This is a genomic window from Pseudofrankia saprophytica (genome assembly GCF_000235425.2).
Lineage (GTDB): Bacteria > Actinomycetota > Actinomycetes > Frankiales > Frankiaceae > Pseudofrankia > Pseudofrankia saprophytica.
Map to the genome: position 1 here is coordinate 5607406 of NZ_KI912266.1, position 17581 is coordinate 5624986.

Consider the following 17581-nt stretch of genomic DNA (forward strand, 5'->3'; position numbering starts at 1 on the left):
TCGGGATGATGCGCAGGTGCTGAGCGTGCCGCAGGGCTGGTCGGACGTGACTCCGCAGTGGATGACGGCGGCTCTCGCCGGCTCGTGCCCCGGCGCCGCGGTCGTGGCGGTCGAGCTCGACGACCTGGTCGACGGGACGAACAGTCGAGCCCGGGTGCGGCTGCGCTACGCGTCGGGCAGCGGCCCGCGGCGGGTGTTCGTCAAGCGGGAGGGCCGGATGCTCAACCGGCTCGCGCTGACCGCTCTGGGCGCCCGGGAGGCCGAGGCCCGCCTGGCCTCCTGCGGGCCGGACCTGCCGCTGGAGCATCCTGCCTTCTACGCCGCCGCCGTCGACCGGCGCAGGCTGGCGGCGGTGACCGTGATGGAGGACGTGACGCTGCGCGGAGCGCGCGCCAATGTCGCCACCGTCCCCCTGGACGTCGACCAGGTGCGCGACGGCCTGCTCGGCCTGGCCAGGCTGCACGCGGCCTACTGGGAGGACCCGCTGCCGCGGCCGCTGGATTTCGTGCGTCCATGGCGGCTCGGGCGGGTCTGGGCGCCGATCTCCTGGGCGAGCCTGGCACGGGCGCTGCGGCGGCTGCGGGCGGGCGGGCACGGCCGGCTCATCCCCGCCGGCGTCGACGCAGGTGTCGTCGAGCGGGGATTCCGCGACTGGGCGGCGCTGGCGGCGGCGCACCCGCGGACGTTGCTGCACGGCGACCCGCACCTGGCCAACACCTACACGCTGCCCGGAGGCGTCACCGGCTTCTACGACTGGCAGCTGGTGCGGGCCGGCAACTGGTCGCACGACGTCGGCTACTTCCTGGTCTCCTGCCTGAGCACCGCCGACCGGCGTGACCACGAGCGTGATCTCCTCGGCGACTACGTGAACGAGCTCGGCGCCCGGGGGGCGCCCGGCCCGGGTCTCGACGAAGCCTGGGAGCTGTACCGCCAGACACCGGTGTTCGGGCTCGGCACCTGGCTGCACACGCTGTCCGGTGGCGGCTTCCAGCCGACCGACGCGTGCCTGGCGGTCATCGAACGTTTCGCCACCGCACTCGCCGACCACAGCGGCGCGGTCACACCACCGCGACGCCGGCCGCGCGCGACGCTCCCCCGGCCACGCACCCCTGGATCCTGTCGGCCTGTCGCGACGAGCCCGCCGACGTAGCCGCTGCCAGCCCCGCCGGGCGGGGCTGGCAGCGTGAGTTACGGGTCAGGGCGGCGAGGCCCGGGTGCTGTCGGTGGTCAGCTGGGGATGCGGGCCGGTTGGGCGAAGGCGATCAGCGCGGGGCGGTCGTCGCCGAGCACGAATCCCGCGCTGACGGCGGCGTCGGCGTTGGCCGCGTAGCGGCGTTCGTAGTCGGCGCGGGAGGGGTAGAGCTGGGCCAGCCGGGCGGTGGACAACGGTTTCGTGGATCCGAGCAGCAGGCAGATGGCGGAGAGGTTGGGTCCTGGGTCGCCGGACAGGACGTCGACCGGGACGTCGACCGGTGGGGTACGGATGCCGCCGGTCGCGATGCCGTCCGCGTTGCGTTTGACGCTGCGGAATAGCAGGAACTGGCTTATGTCGATGCGTGGCGCGGTCACCGGCGCCTGACCGGTCGTGAGCCAGGTAGTGAGCCCGTGCCAGGCAGCCTTGGCAACCAGGTGCAGCGGGCCGTTGTTGATCGGGGCGCCGCAGTCGATGCCCGCCGCCGTGGAGCCGAGCAGATGGGCGTCGGCGTGCGAGGTGCCGGCGACCTCCCAGAGGCGGAACCGGTCGCTGTCGGGCTGGCGCGCCTGCACCGAGTTGAGGATCCCGGTCAGGTCGGACTCGGTCTGGATGTCGAGCACCGGCGCGTTCTGGTCGGTGCGGAAGGTGGTCGACGCGCTGAACAGCGCCCCGGTCAGGTCGGCGCTCTGGCCGGGGCCGACCAGTGGCAGTCCCGCGGCCCCGCGGCTGTGCACGAAGAAGCCGTCGAAGGCCTGGGTCAGCGGCTGGACGCCGTTGTAGTACGTGGTCATCGCGAAGGCCGACTGGGACTCCCCCGCCGCGACCAGTCGCTGTGGGTGGAGGCCGTCGAGAGCCCCGCCGCCGCGCAGGCCACGAGCGACCTGGGTGAAGATGTCGAAGGCGAACCCGTCGCCCGGGTGGGCGAGAGTGCCGTAGCGGGCCGGATCGATCTTCTTGAGGCCCTGGCCGGCCAGATCCGAGCCCGCGCCGGGCACCGTGACCAGTACCTGGCCGCCCTCGACACCGATCCGCTGGGCTGAGACGCCGACCCAGATGTCACCACGTCGGGTGATCTCCTCGTACAGGTTCGCCCATTCGGGGTCGGCGTCGACGCCGCCGCTGACGTTGAGCCATTCGACGAGGACGTTGCCGCTGAACTTCGCCGGGTCCGCGGGGCGGCGTACCAGTACCCGGGTGTCGTACGGGGCGGTCCCGTTGGGCGCGAACGTCCAGCGGCCGTTCCCTGCGAGCGCGCCGACGGCACGGTACGAGGTGGCCGTGCCGACCGCGGCATACTCCTGCTGCACATACCCGGCCTGGTTCAGATCCACCGGGATCGCCGTCCCGATGAACGGACCGTTCCCGCCCGTCAAGGGATGCGACAGGTCAGCCGCCGGGCCGGGAACAGGCGTGACGGAAGCGGCGGCGCCCCCTGTCCCGCCGGCCGCCAGTGCCATGTCCGAGGCCCAGAAGGCCAGCAACGGCGTCAGCACCGCGACGAGCACCGCGAGCAGCGCCCGCGACACCGACCGACGTGGCCGGCCGGGTAAGAGAGCTCTCAGAGAAGTACGGATCCGCGGATGCGTGAATGCCATGTTGTTCGTTTCTCCGATCGACAGTTGTGCGCGCGGCATACTTCGAGGGAGGAGTGCCGGCACGCCGGGAATAAGACCAGGCCCCGGACGGATCAATGCTGTTCCAGAAATGGTCGCGGGCCGGCTCCCAGGATGGCCGAGCGCGCAACAACGACGCCTCGAACGCGCATCCTGGAAGGGATTTACCGACCGGTAACCTGGATGACATCCACATCATGGAAGCCCGGAACATGAAGTGTCAAGCGAATGAAGAACCTGCTTTTAATGTGGGCTTCGGGAGCTTTCCTGGTCCCGGTTTACCCGCGGTTTGCGTGAGATCGAGCCGGCAGGGCGTGGTGGGGCTGGCCGCGGCCGGGACCGTCGCCGGGCTGGCGGGGGCCGAGTCCGGCGGTGCCGGCCCGGCCCGCGCCGGCCTCCCAGCGTGGCCAGGCTGATGAGCGCGCCCAGCGCGACGAGTCCGGCCGAGACCCTCAGCCCGCGGGAGTAGCCGGCGACGAAACCGTCGACCACGCTGCCGCCGCCGTCGACGACCGCCCGCTGACGGGCCAGCAGGATCGCCCCGGTCACCGACACTCCCAGCACCCCGGAGACCTCCCGGGCCGTGCTGAGGACGGCCGACGCCATCCCCGCTCCGGCCGGGTCGACGGCGCCGAGCATGACCGACGTCAGCGGGGTCGTCAGGGCCGAGCCGGAACCGATGACCAGCAGCCCCGGCAGCAGGTCGAGATAGGAGGCGCCCGGTTCCACGCGCGCGGTCAGGTAGAGGCCGGCGGCGACCATCCCCAGGCCGGCCGCGACGGTGATCCGCGCGCCCCACGAGGCGACCAGGCGTTCGGCCACCGGCACGCACACGACCAGCGCGACGGCCAGCGGCACGAACGCGAGCCCGGCGGTGACCGGGCTGAAACCGAGGATGTGCTGCAGGTACAGGGATGTGAACAGGAAGACGCCGTTCACCCCGAGGCCCCAGAGCATCTGCGACGCCGTGCCGCCGGAGAAGGCCGGTGAACGGAACAGGCCCACGTCGAGCATTGGGTCGGTCGCCGCGGTCTCGACCGCGACAAACGCCCAGCCGGCCAGCGCCGCCACGACGAAGGCGGTGACGATGGGCGGCGAGCTGAACCCTCGGCTGGTGCTCTCGACGAGCGCCCAGGTGAGCGCGAGCAGCGCGATCCCGGAGGTCGCGAGCCCGGCGAGGTCGAGGCCCGCCCGCCGCCCGGCACGCCGGCGACCAGGCGGCACCGCCCAGAGGGCGAGCCCCGTCGTCACCGCGCAGACCGGGATGTTGACGAAGAAGATCCAGCTCCAGTGGGCGTACTGGCTGATCGCGCCGCCGACCGCCGGCCCGAGCGCGAGGGCGGCCGCGATCGCCGCCGTCAGCACACCCGCGCCGACGTCGCGGTCACGACCGTCCAGGTCCACGGCCAGGATCGCCAGCGTCGCCGGGAGCGCGCATGCCCCGCCCGCGCCCTGCGCCGCCCGGGCGGCGATCAGTCCGGCGCCGGAGGAGGCCAGGCCGCACAGCACCGACCCGACGGCGAACACGACCAGGCCGAGCACCAGGACGCGGCGCCGTCCGAACAGGTCGGCCAGCCGGCCGCCGGCCAGCAGCAGGCTGGAGAAGGCCAGGATGTAGCTGGTCGCGACCCATTCCAGGCCGGTCGTCGACAGGGACAGGTCGCGCTCGATCGACGGCAGGGCCACGTTCACGACGGTGTTGTCGAGCGCCGTGACGAACGCGACCAGGGCGACCGTGAGCAGCAGCCCGGTCCGTCGAGCCGCCCGAGCCCTCCCCGGGCTGCCCGGGCGGCCCGGACCGCCGGTCAGGTCGCCGGAAGCCCCAGCCCGGCCGCCAGCACCGGCCACGACCGGGCGAGTTCGCGATTCCAGTACGGCCATGAATGGGTGCCCGCTCCATAGAAGTCGACGGTCGGCCTCAGCCCGCTCAGCCGGGCCAGGTTCACGAACGTGGTGCTGTTGGCCAGCGTGATCGCGTCCAGGAGATCGCTTTCCCGGCCCGGGGGGTCCAGCGGACCGGGGCTGCCGTTGCCCGCCGAGACGAACAGGCCGACGTTCGTGAGCCTCCAGAGCTGGGCAGCCGGGTTGGTGTAGAGCCACTGCAGCGCCAGCAGCGCCGGGTCACCCCACATCGCCAGCGGGTTGCGGCCCTCCCGGGCGAGGATCCCCAGGATCTCGGTGCTCACCACCGGCGTCTGGGTGTTCAGAAGTCCGCTGTAGGAGGCCGCCGCGGCGAACCGTCCGGGGTGCAGGGCGGCCAGCGCCAGCGCGGCGTAACCGCCGATCGACGCGCCGGCTATCGCGGCGCGCCCGGACGCCCGGTATCCGGCGCGCAGGATCTGCGGCAGCTCGGTGGCGATGAAGGTGTCGTAGTTCCATCCCTTGTGCGGCGCGCCGAAGTTCCACCAGTTGGTCCCGAACCCGGCAGATCCGTCGCTGGGCATGACGACAAGGACATTCTTGTCGGCGGTGAGGGTCTCGACGTCGGTGTAAAGAGACCAGGACTGGTAGTCGGCCTTCTCGCAGCAGCCGTGGATCAGGTACAGCGCCGGGAACTGGGCGCCCGGACTGGACGCCCAGGCCGCCGGAAGCATCAGCCGGACGGGGGCCGCGCCGCCGAGGGCCGGCGAGCTGACCATGAGGTCGATCGTGCGGGCGTCGACGCGAGTCTCGTAGAGAACCCGAGCGCCGTCGTCGGCCGTCGCCGTGGCGAGGCCGACGACGGGCACGGTCCCGGGGTTGGGTACGCCGAGCGTGGCGGTGTCCGGCACCGTCCCGATCTTGGGGTTGTCACCGCCGTTCGCGCTCTGGTTGACCTGGGTCACCGGGGCGACCGGCGTCCCGGGAGCCGGGGACGCGGCCGGGGCCGGGGACGACCCGGCGGCCGGCGGCGTGCCGGCGAAGCCGGCGGGCACCGCGACCACCGCGACCACCGCGGCTGCCGTGGCGAGCCGCCGCCGTGTCCGTAACCGTGCGGGCATTCCTGTCTCTCCGTCCATGCAGCCGTTCCGGGAGCCGCGGCGCCAGCCGCCGACGGACCGGCGCGGGGAGGTTTTCGGGCCCTGGCCGTCGTTCTCGCAGGCCAGCCGATCAACCGATCAACCGATCAGCGGGTCGGCGGGCGAGGCGGGACCGGCCAGGACGACGCCGAGGTGGTCGGCGATGAGGCCGACGGCAGGGGGGTCGATGACCGAGGTGTGGTCGCCCGGGACCACGACGACGTCGAGGTCCGAGCAGTAGGAGTCCCAGCCGAGCGCGGTCTCGGCCCGGTCGTAGCGCGGGTCCAGCGTGACCGTCACCCGGTGGGCCGACGCGGCCCGGAAGAGCACGACTCGGCCGGCGTACGGCCGCGGCCGGTAGCGCTCGGCGATCCGCGCGTCGGCGTAGGAGGTCCGCTGGTGCTCCAGCACTCCCGGGGTCATGGCGATCGCCGAGGACGCGAGCAGCCGGCCGAGGCGCTCGACCTGCGCGTCCTCGTCGAGGGCGGCCAGCTCGTCGTAGGGCAGGTCCAGGTCGACGTGATAGGTCTCGCTCACGTAGGCGGCGAACCGGCGGAACCGCTCGACCACCAGCCCGCGGACGTCCCCGGAGGCGACCGGCAGCGGGAGGATGGAGTCGATCATGGCGACGACCTCGACGGCCTCTCCCGCGGCGACCAGTCGCTGCGCGACCTCGTAGGCGAGGACCCCACCGAACGACCAGCCGCCCAGCCGGTAGGGGCCGCCCGGGGCGATCTCCCGGATGATCTCCAGGTATCGGTCGGCCTTGGACTCGACGTCCCGCAGGTCGTCGAGCCGTTCCAGGCCGTACACCGGCGGGCCGGCGGGCAGCCGCGAGACGAGCGCGTGGTAGACGCTGGTCGGGCCGCCTGCGGGATGGAACAGGAACAGCGGCCGCTGCCGGTCGCCAGCGGCGTGCTCCCGGCCCGGCTCGACCCCGGCGGCGCGCAGCACGCGCAGCGGGTTCCCGCCGTTGCCTTCCAGCTGTTCACGCAGCAGGTTCGCCATCCGCTCCACCGTGCCGGCCGCGAGCAGCGGTCCCGCGTCCGCCACCGCGTCGGCTCCCAGCCGGTCGGCCACGGCGGCCGCGACGGCGGCGCCGGCCCGACCGGGCGGCTCGCCGGCCCGGTCGGCGGCGGCGAGGTCGTCCGTCACGCCGACCGGGGAGCGGCCCAGCGCCTCCTCCCACAGGACCACCAGCCAGCGTTCGGTCGGGTCGCGGGGTGGGATGTAACCACGGGCCCGAGCCACGGCCGCCGGGTCCCACCGAGGGGCGGCGCCGGCACCGCCGGCGTGAGCCCGCCGGGTGCCGGCATCGGAGTCCGCGGCGGCGCCCTGGGCGGCTTCGGGCAGGCCAAGCTCGGCGGCGACGTGGCGTTCGACGTCGGCCAGGCTCGCTCCCCGCAGCAGGAGGCGCACCGGCAGCACGACGTCGACGTCGCTCTCGACGGCGCCCCGCGCGCGCACGGCCATCAGCGAGTCGAGGCCGAGCTCGGTCAGCGGGACGTCCGGGTCGACCAGCTCGGCCCGGTCCGGCGGAAAGCCCATGATCTGGGCGACGCGGGTGCGCAGCCTGGCCGCCAGCATGCCGCGGGCCACCGCCGGGTCGGCCGACCGCAGCGCGGCCACGCCGGGCCAGCGGTCGTCGCCGGCGCTGTCCCCCGCGCCGTTCCCGGGGCCGGCCTCGGCCAGCAGCGGGCCGAAGTACGCGGCACCCGCGATCTCCGGCAGCAGGTGGACCGCGCGCTCGGGGGACAGCCGGGTGACGCCGGTGACGTCACGGCCGGACGCGAGGACGGCCTCCAGAGCCTCCAGGCCGTTGGCCGGCGACAGCGGCTCGAGCAGCGGGTTCGTGTTCCCCGCTGCCCTGCCCACCTGGGACCAGGCGCCCCACTGGATGCTCGTCGCCGGCCGTCCGGTGGCGCGCCGCCAGCGCGTGAACGCGTCCATCCAGGCGTTCGCCGCCGCGTACGACGCCTGCCCCGGCGAGCCCAGCAGGCCGGCGGCGGACGAGAAGACCAGCCACCAGTCCGGGTCGAGGTGCTCGGTGGCCTGGTGCAGCAGCCAGGTGCCGGTGACCTTGGGAGCCCAGACCCGCTCGAGGCTGTCGCGGTCGAGGGTCAGCACGGTCTGGTCGACCAGCATCCCGGCCGCGTGGGCGACGCCGGCCAGCCGCGTCCCGCCGGCGGTGGCCGCGGCGACGAGACGCCCGGCCGTCCCCGGTCTGGCGATGTCGCCCCTGACCACCACGACGTCCGTGCGCCCACCGGCGCGCAGCTCGGCCAGCGCGGCCTCGACCTCGGGAGACGGCTGGCGCCGGCCGCCTAGGACGAGCCGGGCCGCTCCGCCCTCGGCGAGCCGGCCGGCCAGCGCGAGTCCGAGGCCGCCGAGGCCACCGGTCACGAGGTAGGCCTCGGGACGTACGAGCTTCCGCCCGGTGGGCCGGGCCGCCGCGGGGGGCGCGAGCGACGCGCGGGCGAGGCGGCCCACCATCCGCCGGCCGCCTCGCCACGCGACCTCGTCGTCGTCGGCGCCGGCGGCCAGCTCGGCCAGCAGGTCGGGCAGCGGGTCGCCGGCCGGGTCGAGGTCGACGAGCGTCGCCCGCAGCAGGGGATGTTCGAAGGCGAGCACCCGTACCAGACCGCGCAGCGACGCCGGGCCGGGCCGACCGGCCTCGCCGGCGCCGGCCACCGCGGCGCCCCGGCTGACGAACCACAGGCGCGGCGACCGCGCGAACCCGGCCTCCGTCACGGCCCGGGCCAGCGCGGCCGCTCCGGCCACCAGGGCGGACGCCCCCGCGACCGGGGCGGTCGCGTCGGTCACCAGGGCGGACGCGTCGCCCGCGGCCACGCCAGCCGGTGCCGCCTCGTCAGGAACGAGGAGCAGTATCCCGGCGGCGTCGCCGCGCGCGGCCCGCGCGGCCAGCGCCGCCGCGAGGGCCGGCGCGTCGTCCAGCGCGAGGGTGACGACCGTGCTGTGGGCTTCCCCCAGCCGGGCCACCAGCCGGGCGGCGAGGCCCGCGTCCGGTGGCACCGGAGTCACCACGACCCAGGCGACGTCCTCGGGACGCCCCACGCCATCGCCGGCCGCGGGCGGCGCGAGTTCCGCCGGCTCCCAGCGGGACTCGAACAGCATGGATTCCAGCGCCACCGGCACGTCGTCGCGGTGCAGGCGGCGCAGGTAGATCTCGTCGGCCGCCAGCAGGACCGCGCCGTCGTCGCCGACGAGGCGGACCGCGCCGACCAGACCGGCGTCGTCGGCGCCGGCCGGCGCGAGCGTCGCGTGACAGGTCCCCTCCCGCGGCTGGGCCGCGCCCACCCACAGCCGGCCGATCCCCACCGGCAGGTAGATCGCCCGGTCGTCCCGCGCCGGCCACAGCCCCGCGGCGGCCGCGGCGAGGGTCTGGAGGCACGCGTCCAGCAGGGCCGGGTGCGCGCGCAGCAGGGGATGCCCGGTCGCCGTGTCCGGCAGGCGGACCCGGCCGCGGGCCACGCCCCGCCCGCCGGACACGCCGCACCGTGCCTCGCTCACCCCGGCGAACGCGGGGCCGTAGCGCTGCCCGACCGCCTCGAACGCCCCGTAGAGGTCGACGGGCAGACCCTCCCCGTCACCCAGCATGTTCGATCCGATCACGGGCACGCCCGTGCCCGGATCGCGCGGAAGGTCGGCGCCGGGACCGGCCCGCGTGACCGTCGCCGTCGCGCAGCGGACCCAGCGGTCCGACCCGGCCGACCTGGTGTGCACGTCGACCGTGCCGCCGGAGTCGGTCACTCGGAACGAGACCGTGATCGTCGTCTGGTCGGCCAGCGGCACGATCCGGTGGATCTCCAGGTCGCCGACCACGACGTCGGGCGAGCCGAGCACGGCGGTGGCCGCGGCCAGGGCGATCTCGGCGTGCGCCGCGCCTGGCAGCACCGGGGCGCCGTGCACCGTGTGGTCGGCGAGCCACCCCACGGCGGCGGTCCCGACGTCGGCGCTCCACAGGTACCGGCCGCCTTCGGGCAGGTCCACCCTCGCCCCGAGAAGCGGATGTCCCGCGCCCGCGCCGGCGGCCGGTCGCCGTGCGTCGGTCGGCCGGAACCAGTAGGGCCGGCGGTCCCAGGCGGTCGTCGGCGGCTCGGGGGCCCGTCGCGCCGGCGCGCGGCCCGCGGTCTCGCGGGACAGGGCGGCCCGCGCCCCGGCGTCCCCGCCGGCCAGGGCGAGCCTGGCGAGGTTGGCCCGGAACGTCACCTGGTCGTCGGTGTGCCGCCGTAACGTTCCGGCGACCGTCACGCGCGCCGCCCCGAGGGTCTGGCGCACCGCCCGAGCGCCGATCGGGTGCGGGGAGACCTCCAGGAACGTGGCGTGGCCGTCGGTGCCGGCGGCCACGAGGGCGTGGGCGAAGCGGACCGGCCGCCGGGCGTTCGCCGCCCAGTAGGCCGCGTCGAAGGCGGGAAGCTGCCGCGGATCGTCCAGGGTGGTGCCGTAGAAGGCCACGGCCGGCGACCGACCGGTGATGTCGGACAGCTCGCCGGTCAGCTCGTCGAGCAGGACGTCGACCGCGCTCGAGTGGGCGCCCCCGGGAATGGGCATCGGGAACACGTCGCGGCCCATCGCCTCGAGCCGCGCGCACAGCGCCCGCAGCTGCGTCGGGTCGCCGCCGACCGCGCGCTGCGTGGGGCTGGTGTGGACGGCGACCGCGACGTCCGGGAAGTGGGGCGCGATCGCGTCCCACTCGGCGTCGGACAGCTCGACCATGGCCAGCTCGCCGTTGTCCTCGTGCTCCAGCGACGCCAGCAGCCGGGCTCGGGTGGCCATGACCCGGGCGCCGCTGTCGAGGTCGAGCGCGCCCGACACCACCGCCGCCGACACCTCGCCCATCGAGAACCCGAGGACGGCCGCGGGCTGCAACCCACACGCGCGCCACAGCCTGGCCAGGGCGACCTGCGTCCCGAACAGCACCAGCTGGGTGGCCTCGAGCCCCTCGAACGAGGTGTCACCGGTCAGGGCGGCCCGCAGCGAGCGGCCCGTGTGCCGGCTCAGGACGGGCTCGACCCAGTCGACGGCGGCGGCGAAGTCCGGCTCGGTCGCCAGCAGCCGCCGGCCCATGCCCGCCCACTGCGAGCCCTGGCCCGAGAACACCCAGACGGTGCCCGGCGCCCCGTCGCGGGCCGGGCGTCGCGCCGGCGCGACGGGGGCGACGACGGCCGGGGTGTCGACCTCGTCCGCGAGCGCGGTCAGGGCGTCGGCCAGCTCGCCGCGGGTCCGGCCGACGACGGCGGCGCTCACCGGGGCGTCGTAGGAGTGCCGGCGGGCCAGGACCGCGGCGACGTCCACCGGCCGCGCGATCCGTCCGGCCGGCTCGTCGAGCCAGGCGGCGAGCCGGTCCGCCTGCCGCCGGAGCCTGGCCGGGTTCGCGCCGGACAGCAGGAGGGTCCTCGCCGGGTCCGCCGCCTGGGTTTCTGGTATCAGAGCGTCCGGCGTCGGGGCGTCGACGAGGGTCCGCGCGTCGGCTGGCCATTCCTGGAGGACGACGTGGGCGTTGGTCCCGCCGAAGCCGAAGCCCGACACGCCGGCCTGGGCCGGACGCCCGGCGACGCGGGGCCATGGACGGCGCTCGGTGACGACCCGCAGCCCCGCCTCGTCGAAGCGGATGTGCGGGCTCGGAGCGTCGAAGTGCAGGGTGGCCGGAATCATCCCGTGCGTCAGGCCGAGCGCGACCTTGATGAGGCCGGTGATGCCGGCCGCCGCCTCCAGGTGGCCGATGTTGGTCTTGACCGACCCGATCAGCAGCGGACGGTCGGCCTTGCGGCCGGCGCCGGCGCCGGCGACGGCGCCGAGGGCGGCCGCCTCGATCGGGTCGCCCAGCGGCGTGCCCGTCCCGTGCGCCTCGACGTAGTCGACCTCGGCCGGGTCGACGCCGGCCGCCTGGTAGGCCGCGCGCAGGACCGCCTCCTGCGCCCGCGGGTTCGGGGCGGTGATGCCGTTCGAGCGCCCGTCGGAGTTCACCGCCGAGCCGCGGATGACGGCCCAGATCCGGTCGCCGTCGCGCCGGGCGTCGGACAGCCGCTTCAGGACGGTCACGCCGCAGCCCTCACCGCGTGCTATTCCGTCGGCCGACGCCGCGAAGGCCTTGCAGCGCCCGTCCGGGGCCAGCAGCCCCGCCGAGGCGAACGCGGCGGAGACGGCCGGGGCGAGCAGCAGGTTGACCCCGCCGGCGATCGCCACCGCGCTCTCGCCCGACCGCAGGCTCGCGCAGGCCGTGTGCACCGCGACCAGCGAGGACGAACAGGCGGTGTCGAGCGCGATCGACGGCCCGCGCAGGTCCAGCGTGTAGGAGATCCGGTTGGCCGCGAGCGACATCGCCGCCCCGGTGGACGTGTGGGCCTCGACCCGGCTCAGGTCCGACGCCGTGAGGTGGGCGTACTCGACGAGGCTCACGCCGACGAACACTCCGGTGGGCGTGCCGCGCAACGACGCCGGCGCGACGCCGGCGTTCTCCAGCGCCTCCCAGACGACCTCCAGGAGAAGGCGGTGCTGGGGGTCCATCAGCTCGGCCTCGCGCGGCGCGATGCCGAAGAATCCCGGGTCGAAACCGGCGACCTCGTCGAGGAAGCCGCCGTGACGGCCGAGCCCGACCAGAGCTGACGCCGACGCCGACGCCGGGGCGACGAAACGTTCCCACCGACCCGCTGGCACCTCGCGAATGCCGTCGCCGCCCCGGGTGAGGAAGTCCCAGAACCCCTCCGGGTCGGCCGAGCCGCCGGGCAGCCGGCAGCCGATGCCGACGATGGCCACCGGCTCGGCGCTCGGGACCGCCGCGACGCGCGGTCCACCGCCACCGACGCCGCCGCCGCTGTGGGAACCGAGCGCGGCCAGCCGCGCGGCGATGGCGGCGATGGTCGGGTTCTCCCAGACGAGCGTGGCCGGGAGGGCCATGTCGAGCAGGTCCTCCAGCTCGCCGGCCAGCGCGACCGCGTCGCGGGAGGCGAGCCCCAGCTCGCCAAGCGGCTGGAACTCACCGACCGCCTCGGCTGGAACGCCCACCAGGCGGGCGACCTCGCGCGTCAGCCAGGCCCGCAGCTCCGCCTCGGTCAGTCCGCGTCGTGCCGTCACGAGGCGCTCCCCACCCGCGAGAACCCGCCGGCCAGGTAGCGCTGCCGGCTGGCGCGGCGCGCGATCTTCCCGCTTGTGGTGCGCGGGACGGAACCGGGCCGCGTGAGCACGACATCGTGGACCGCCAGGCCGTGGCGATCGGAGACGGCGCCACGGACGGCCTGCTCGACAGTGGCGGAGTCCCACCCCCCGTCGAGCGCGTGCCGGGATATCTCCGCCACCACGACGACCCGTTCGCCGTCGTCACCCGGCACGGAGAAGGCGGCGGTGCGGTGGCGGCCCAACGCCTCGTGCCCGTCCTCGACGGCCGCCTCCACATCCTGCGGGTAGTGGTTGCGGCCGCCGATGACGATCATGTCTTTCAGCCGGCCGGTGACGAACAGCTCTCCGTCGTCGAGGAAGCCCAGGTCACCGGTGCGCAGCCACGGGCCGACAGGCCGGCCGTCGGCTCGCTCGCCGGCGCCCCGGCCAGCGGCGGCCGGGCCAGCCGCGGTCGGGCCGCCCAGTTCGCGGGCGAGCCGCTGCCCGAACGTCGTCCTGGACAGCTCGGGGTTACGCCAGTACCCGTGGGCGACGTTGGGCCCATGGACCCAGATCTCCCCGACCATCCCGTCCGGGAGCACCCGCGCCGCGGCGGGATCCACGACGGCGACCAGCTGCCCGACCGGGCGGCCGCACGAGACCAGGGTGTGGGGCCCGCCCGGCGGCGCGTCGGAGCCGCCGCCCTCGGGCGCGGGCATCACCTGGCCGGCTCCGAGCCATTCCTGGTCGACCTCGAGGACCCGGGCCGCGGCCGGTCCGGAGGACCCGCAGACGTACACCGTCGCCTCCGCGAGGCCATACGACGGCCGGATGACCTCCGGGCGCAGCCCCCGGGGCCCGAACCTGCGGACGAAGCGGTCGAGGGTGGCGGCCTGGACCGGCTCCGCGCCGTTGTTCATCGCGGCGACGTCGCCCAGCCACAGGCCGGCGGCGTCCTCGGCCGAGATCCGGTTGGCGCAGAAGTCGAAGGCGAAGTTCGGGGCGGACGTGACCGCGCCCGGGCTGGATGACAGGAGCCGCAGCCACCGGACGGGCTTGGCGAGGAAGGCGTCCGGGCTCATGAACACGGCGGGGTAGCCACCACCAACACAGCCACCGACGACGAGGACCAGGCCCATGTCGTGGAACAGCGGCAGCCAGCTGACCACGGTCAGCCCAGCGCGGCCGTCGAAGTAGGCCGCTTCCGCCTGAGCCGCGTTGACGGCGATGTTGCCATGTGAGATCCGCACTCCGGCCGGCGACCGGGTGGAACCGGAGGTGTACTGCAGGTACGCCAGGTCATCCCGGCGGAGCGCGACCGGCGGCGCCTGGTTGATCCACGCGGCGAGGCCGCCGGCGCCGGCGTCCCCCGCCTCGTCCAGAGCCGGCTCGTCGTCGACGACGATGACGCCGACGGCCCGCCCCTGCCTCTCGAGGAACGTGCGCACGGCCGGCAGCGCGGCCGAAGTGGTGGCGACACCCGCCGGCTCGCAGTCGGAGAAGACGGCGTCCAGCCGCCCGGAGTGCCCAGGCAGGTCGGGCGAGAACAGCGGGACGGCGACGATGCCGGCCCGCAGCGCGCCGAGGAACGCCACCACGTAGTCGAGTCCCTGCGGGGCGACGATCGCCAGCCGGGATCCCCGCTCCTGCCGGGCGGCGATCCGGGCCGAGAACGCGCAGACCCGGCTGAACAGCTGCCCGTAGGTCAGCGAGGTGGCGGTTCCGGACCGGTCGACGGCGTAGTCGACGAAGGTGAGGGCAACACGGTCAGGCTCGTCCCGAGCGCGTGCGGCCAGCTGCTCGGGCAGCGGGACGGGCACAACGTCGTCCACGGTCACCCGAGCGCCGTTCGGAGCCACGCGAATCCCAGACATATCCGTCCTCCAAAGCCTGTCCCACTCGCCGGCCAGCCGCGAGACGGGCCGGTTCGTCGTTTCTCCGCATTCATGGAATTCTCGGGAGCGGCGACCCGTAGCCCACGCTTCGTGCGCTCAAGAAAGGAGGGAAAGCTGCCGCCCGACGGCGGCGTAAAGCGTCGATGTAGCCATCGGCGGGGTTCTGGCCGCGGAGACCTCGGCCATCTGGTGACACTCCGGGGGCCGATGCGGAAGCCGTGTCGAATTCGTTGCGCCGACAACGGTGCTCGGAGCCGGGGCCATCCATCCCAATTCCAGGACCGATCATCGGGGTCGCCGCGGATCCCGCCCAGATCTGCCCGGTCAGCCGCCGGGTGGGCGTGGCGAGCGGCACGGCGCGGTAGTCCCACGCCGCGACAAGCCGGCCGTTCCCCACAAGGGAACGGCCACCATCGCGGCGATCAACGACGAGCTTCGCCGACAGACTTTCCGTCGAGCACAAAGGCTGGAATACGGAGATCGGTTCAAGCTGGTCGAGATGACACGGTCAGGCTACCTCGCAACGAAGGTCCGATTCCGACCATTGTCCTCCTGCCGCACTTCCGCGCCGACAGCCGAGGTCGGTAACACCTTTGCTGCCGTCGCCGAGGTCGTCGGCACCTAACAGCCGCCCCTGGCCCAGTAGGCCGCCTCGTCGGCTCCTGGGCGCAGTCGCTGAAGCGACTGGATTGTGCCGGCTACCACCGGGTAACCTCTCCTGCCACCGGACCATAGATGGATAAAACAGGACTTAGAAGAGGTGCGAGATCCCACCTTGCCGGGACACCCGAACACGGACGGTAGCAGGATTGGTACTCGATGCAGACCTCGCAGCGCTCCGACGCCCACCGCAACCGTGATGCCATCCTCCGCGTGGCGGTGGAGGCCTTCAGGGGCGAGGTCCCCCGCGTCGTGCAGCTTCAGGAGATCGCGAGTCGGGCTGGCTTAGGGCGCTCGACGGTCTATCGCCACTTCGCCGACCGACACGCGCTCGGCCAGGCCGTCATCGCCGAGCATCTCGACAGACTGAGGCAGGCGGTGGCGGACACAGAGGCGTGTCACTTCCGCGAGCTGCTGGGCGTCGTGCTGTCCGAGCAGGCTTCCATGCGGCCACTGGTCGCGCTTATCCGGGAGTTGTCGACCCCCGAGCAGAAGCGATACGTGATTCAGCTGGTCGAGGCACTCGCCCCCGCCTTCCGCGCCGCACAGGCCAGAGGCGAGATCCGCGTGGACGCGCATCCGATGGACCTCATACTCCTCATGGAGATCCTGGAGACCGCGGTCGAGACGCAGTTCCTGGAGAGCGATCGCGATGGCGCTGCTCGACGGCTCACGGCGTTTCTTCTCGACGGCCTGTTCACGGACGCGGGCCCGCGGCGCGAGGACCCGGACCACGAACCGTGTGTAGTACCTCGGGATGGACAGAGGGCGCCGAGCTGAGTGACGAACCGCCGAAGCACGGGCCGACCCGGCCCGCACGGGCTGGCCGCCACCAGCACCATGAACCCGGCGGGGCGCAGGATCGTCGCGGGAACGCCCAGGTAGTGGATGTGCTGCTCGATCTGCCATTTGTCAATGGATCCCCAGCCGTGTTCCAGGAGGAGATCGGCTACGCGTACCAGGCGACCTTCGAGGGCTTCCTGCGAGCCGAAGGCGCCGCCCCTCGGTCGCTGTGACGCTATCGGTCTGGTGTCAGGACCGGTGGGGAGCCTCGCCATGCCAGTAGGCGGCGGTGGTGCCGGTCTGGCGGAGCACCACGTCGGGAGCCTGCGCGGCCAGCCAGAACTGAAGGAGGTACCGGTCGATCGTGTGCGCACCGGTCGCGACGGTGTCGGCGGCATGGGCGGCGTCCATGGCGGTGGCGCTGTACCGGACACGGTAGGTGGCCCGCAGGTCGAGGTCGAGCGGCCAGGACTTCTCGCCGGCCCACTGAACGAGCAGGACCCGGGGCGACACGGGCCTGAACGAGACCTCGACGGCCTCCTCCCAGGCGGGCTCATCCAGCGGTGCTTCCTCACGCAACTCGACCTTCAGACCGACGTCGCCGGTATGCAGCCCGGTGATCAGGAACAGGAAGCCGTCGAAGGCGGCGCCGCACAGCCCGTTGCGCTGGCCCGCGAACGCCGCGGACAGGTCTCCTTCCCAGCCACTCTCGAAGCTCTCGACGTAGAACTGGCCGTAATGGACGAATATCTCGCCGTCGAACAGCGTCCGAGCAGCCATCGGGACGTCGCCTCTCAGCTGGTTTCGTAGTAGTCCGCCATCGCGCGAGACCAACGCTCGACGGTGAAGTCCTCGAAGTCCCCGGCCGCCTCGCACTCGAGGAGGTACTCGAGCGCCTTGGTGGCCTCCTCGGAGTACGCCCGTGCTGCCCACAGGTGGGTCTTTACTTCGTCGAGGCCAGCGCCGCAGAGCAGCTGGATATCGATCGAACAGTGCGCGTCGAAGTTGGCCCCCTTGGCCCCCCAGACCGTCAGGACGTCCGCCAGCGCACCGGCGTTGAACAGCTGCACGCAGCCCACCCGCATCAGTTCGACGTCGGCGTCCCAGCCAAGCGCCGTCTCGGCGCGCACCATGTCCCGCACCTCGCCGAGATCCGTCGCGGCAGGTCGCAGTCCGTACCGCCGGACCCACGCCTCCCACGACTCCTCGTCCATCGCGCGGCACCTCCCAGTCACGTCACGATCCCGGCCGAATGGTCGCATACGCGTGATTAGCGGCTAGCGGCTAGCGGCCAGCGGCCAGCGGCGAATCGATGCGCCG

10 protein-coding genes are annotated in these 17581 nt (G+C 73.8%); 3 read left to right on the forward strand and 7 right to left on the reverse strand.

The window, feature by feature from the left end:
• The first annotated feature begins 16 nt into the window (after positions 1–16).
• On the forward strand, positions 17–1150 hold the full coding sequence (locus tag FRCN3DRAFT_RS45890; protein ID WP_007513217.1) for a phosphotransferase: 1134 nt from the start codon (positions 17–19) through the stop codon (positions 1148–1150).
• 77 nt (positions 1151–1227) lie between these two features.
• On the opposite strand, the gene FRCN3DRAFT_RS0223690 is transcribed toward FRCN3DRAFT_RS45890, so the two are convergent.
• From FRCN3DRAFT_RS0223690 to FRCN3DRAFT_RS0223710, 5 genes are all read right to left on the reverse strand, one after another.
• On the reverse strand, positions 1228–2790 hold the full coding sequence (locus FRCN3DRAFT_RS0223690) for an alpha/beta hydrolase domain-containing protein (RefSeq protein WP_007513219.1): 1563 nt from the start codon (positions 2788–2790) through the stop codon (positions 1228–1230).
• Positions 2791–3051: 261 nt separating this feature from the next.
• A complete protein-coding gene (locus tag FRCN3DRAFT_RS45895) occupies positions 3052–4689 on the reverse strand; it encodes an MFS transporter (protein WP_232794120.1) in 1638 nt (545 codons plus the stop codon).
• Positions 4614–5789, reverse strand: a complete 1176-nt coding sequence (locus FRCN3DRAFT_RS0223700; protein ID WP_007513222.1) for an alpha/beta hydrolase — start codon at positions 5787–5789, stop codon at positions 4614–4616. Before FRCN3DRAFT_RS0223700 ends, FRCN3DRAFT_RS45895 begins: the two co-directional genes overlap by 76 nt.
• A gap of 117 nt (positions 5790–5906) precedes the next feature.
• On the reverse strand, positions 5907–12902 hold the full coding sequence (locus tag FRCN3DRAFT_RS0223705) for a type I polyketide synthase (RefSeq protein ID WP_007513224.1): 6996 nt from the start codon (positions 12900–12902) through the stop codon (positions 5907–5909).
• Complete coding sequence (locus FRCN3DRAFT_RS0223710; protein ID WP_035929275.1) at positions 12899–14761, reverse strand: fatty acyl-AMP ligase; 1863 nt, start codon at positions 14759–14761, stop codon at positions 12899–12901. The genes FRCN3DRAFT_RS0223705 and FRCN3DRAFT_RS0223710 overlap by 4 nt, the downstream gene beginning before the upstream one ends.
• Positions 14762–15637: 876 nt before the next feature.
• Here FRCN3DRAFT_RS0223710 and FRCN3DRAFT_RS45900 point away from each other — a divergent pair.
• Positions 15638–16258, forward strand: a complete 621-nt coding sequence (locus FRCN3DRAFT_RS45900) for a TetR/AcrR family transcriptional regulator (RefSeq protein ID WP_007513228.1) — start codon at positions 15638–15640, stop codon at positions 16256–16258.
• 104 nt (positions 16259–16362) lie between these two features.
• Entirely contained in the window at positions 16363–16494 is a 132-nt protein-coding gene (locus tag FRCN3DRAFT_RS57180) for a hypothetical protein (RefSeq protein WP_269799833.1), read from the forward strand.
• 16 nt (positions 16495–16510) lie between these two features.
• Here FRCN3DRAFT_RS57180 and FRCN3DRAFT_RS0223725 read toward each other — a convergent pair whose 3' ends face one another.
• Positions 16511–17041: a hypothetical protein gene (locus FRCN3DRAFT_RS0223725; protein ID WP_007513232.1), complete on the reverse strand. Its 531-nt coding sequence runs from the start codon at positions 17039–17041 to the stop codon at positions 16511–16513.
• 14 nt (positions 17042–17055) lie between these two features.
• Positions 17056–17475, reverse strand: a complete 420-nt coding sequence (locus FRCN3DRAFT_RS0223730) for a hypothetical protein (protein WP_007513233.1) — start codon at positions 17473–17475, stop codon at positions 17056–17058.
• Between the last annotated feature and the right edge of the window lie 106 nt (positions 17476–17581).

What these genes read in the sequence shown, in the direction of transcription:
- FRCN3DRAFT_RS0223690 (WP_007513219.1), bottom strand. Translation starts at nt 2,790, where the DNA reads ATGGCATTCACGCATCCGCGGATCCGTACTTCTCTGAGAGCTCTCTTA.
- FRCN3DRAFT_RS45895 (WP_232794120.1), bottom strand. Translation starts at nt 4,689, where the DNA reads ATGGCCGTACTGGAATCGCGAACTCGCCCGGTCGTGGCCGGTGCTGGC.
- FRCN3DRAFT_RS0223700 (WP_007513222.1), bottom strand. Translation starts at nt 5,789, where the DNA reads ATGCCCGCACGGTTACGGACACGGCGGCGGCTCGCCACGGCAGCCGCG.
- FRCN3DRAFT_RS45900 (WP_007513228.1), top strand. Translation starts at nt 15,638, where the DNA reads ATGCAGACCTCGCAGCGCTCCGACGCCCACCGCAACCGTGATGCCATC.
- FRCN3DRAFT_RS0223725 (WP_007513232.1), bottom strand. Translation starts at nt 17,041, where the DNA reads ATGGCTGCTCGGACGCTGTTCGACGGCGAGATATTCGTCCATTACGGC.
- FRCN3DRAFT_RS0223730 (WP_007513233.1), bottom strand. Translation starts at nt 17,475, where the DNA reads ATGGACGAGGAGTCGTGGGAGGCGTGGGTCCGGCGGTACGGACTGCGA.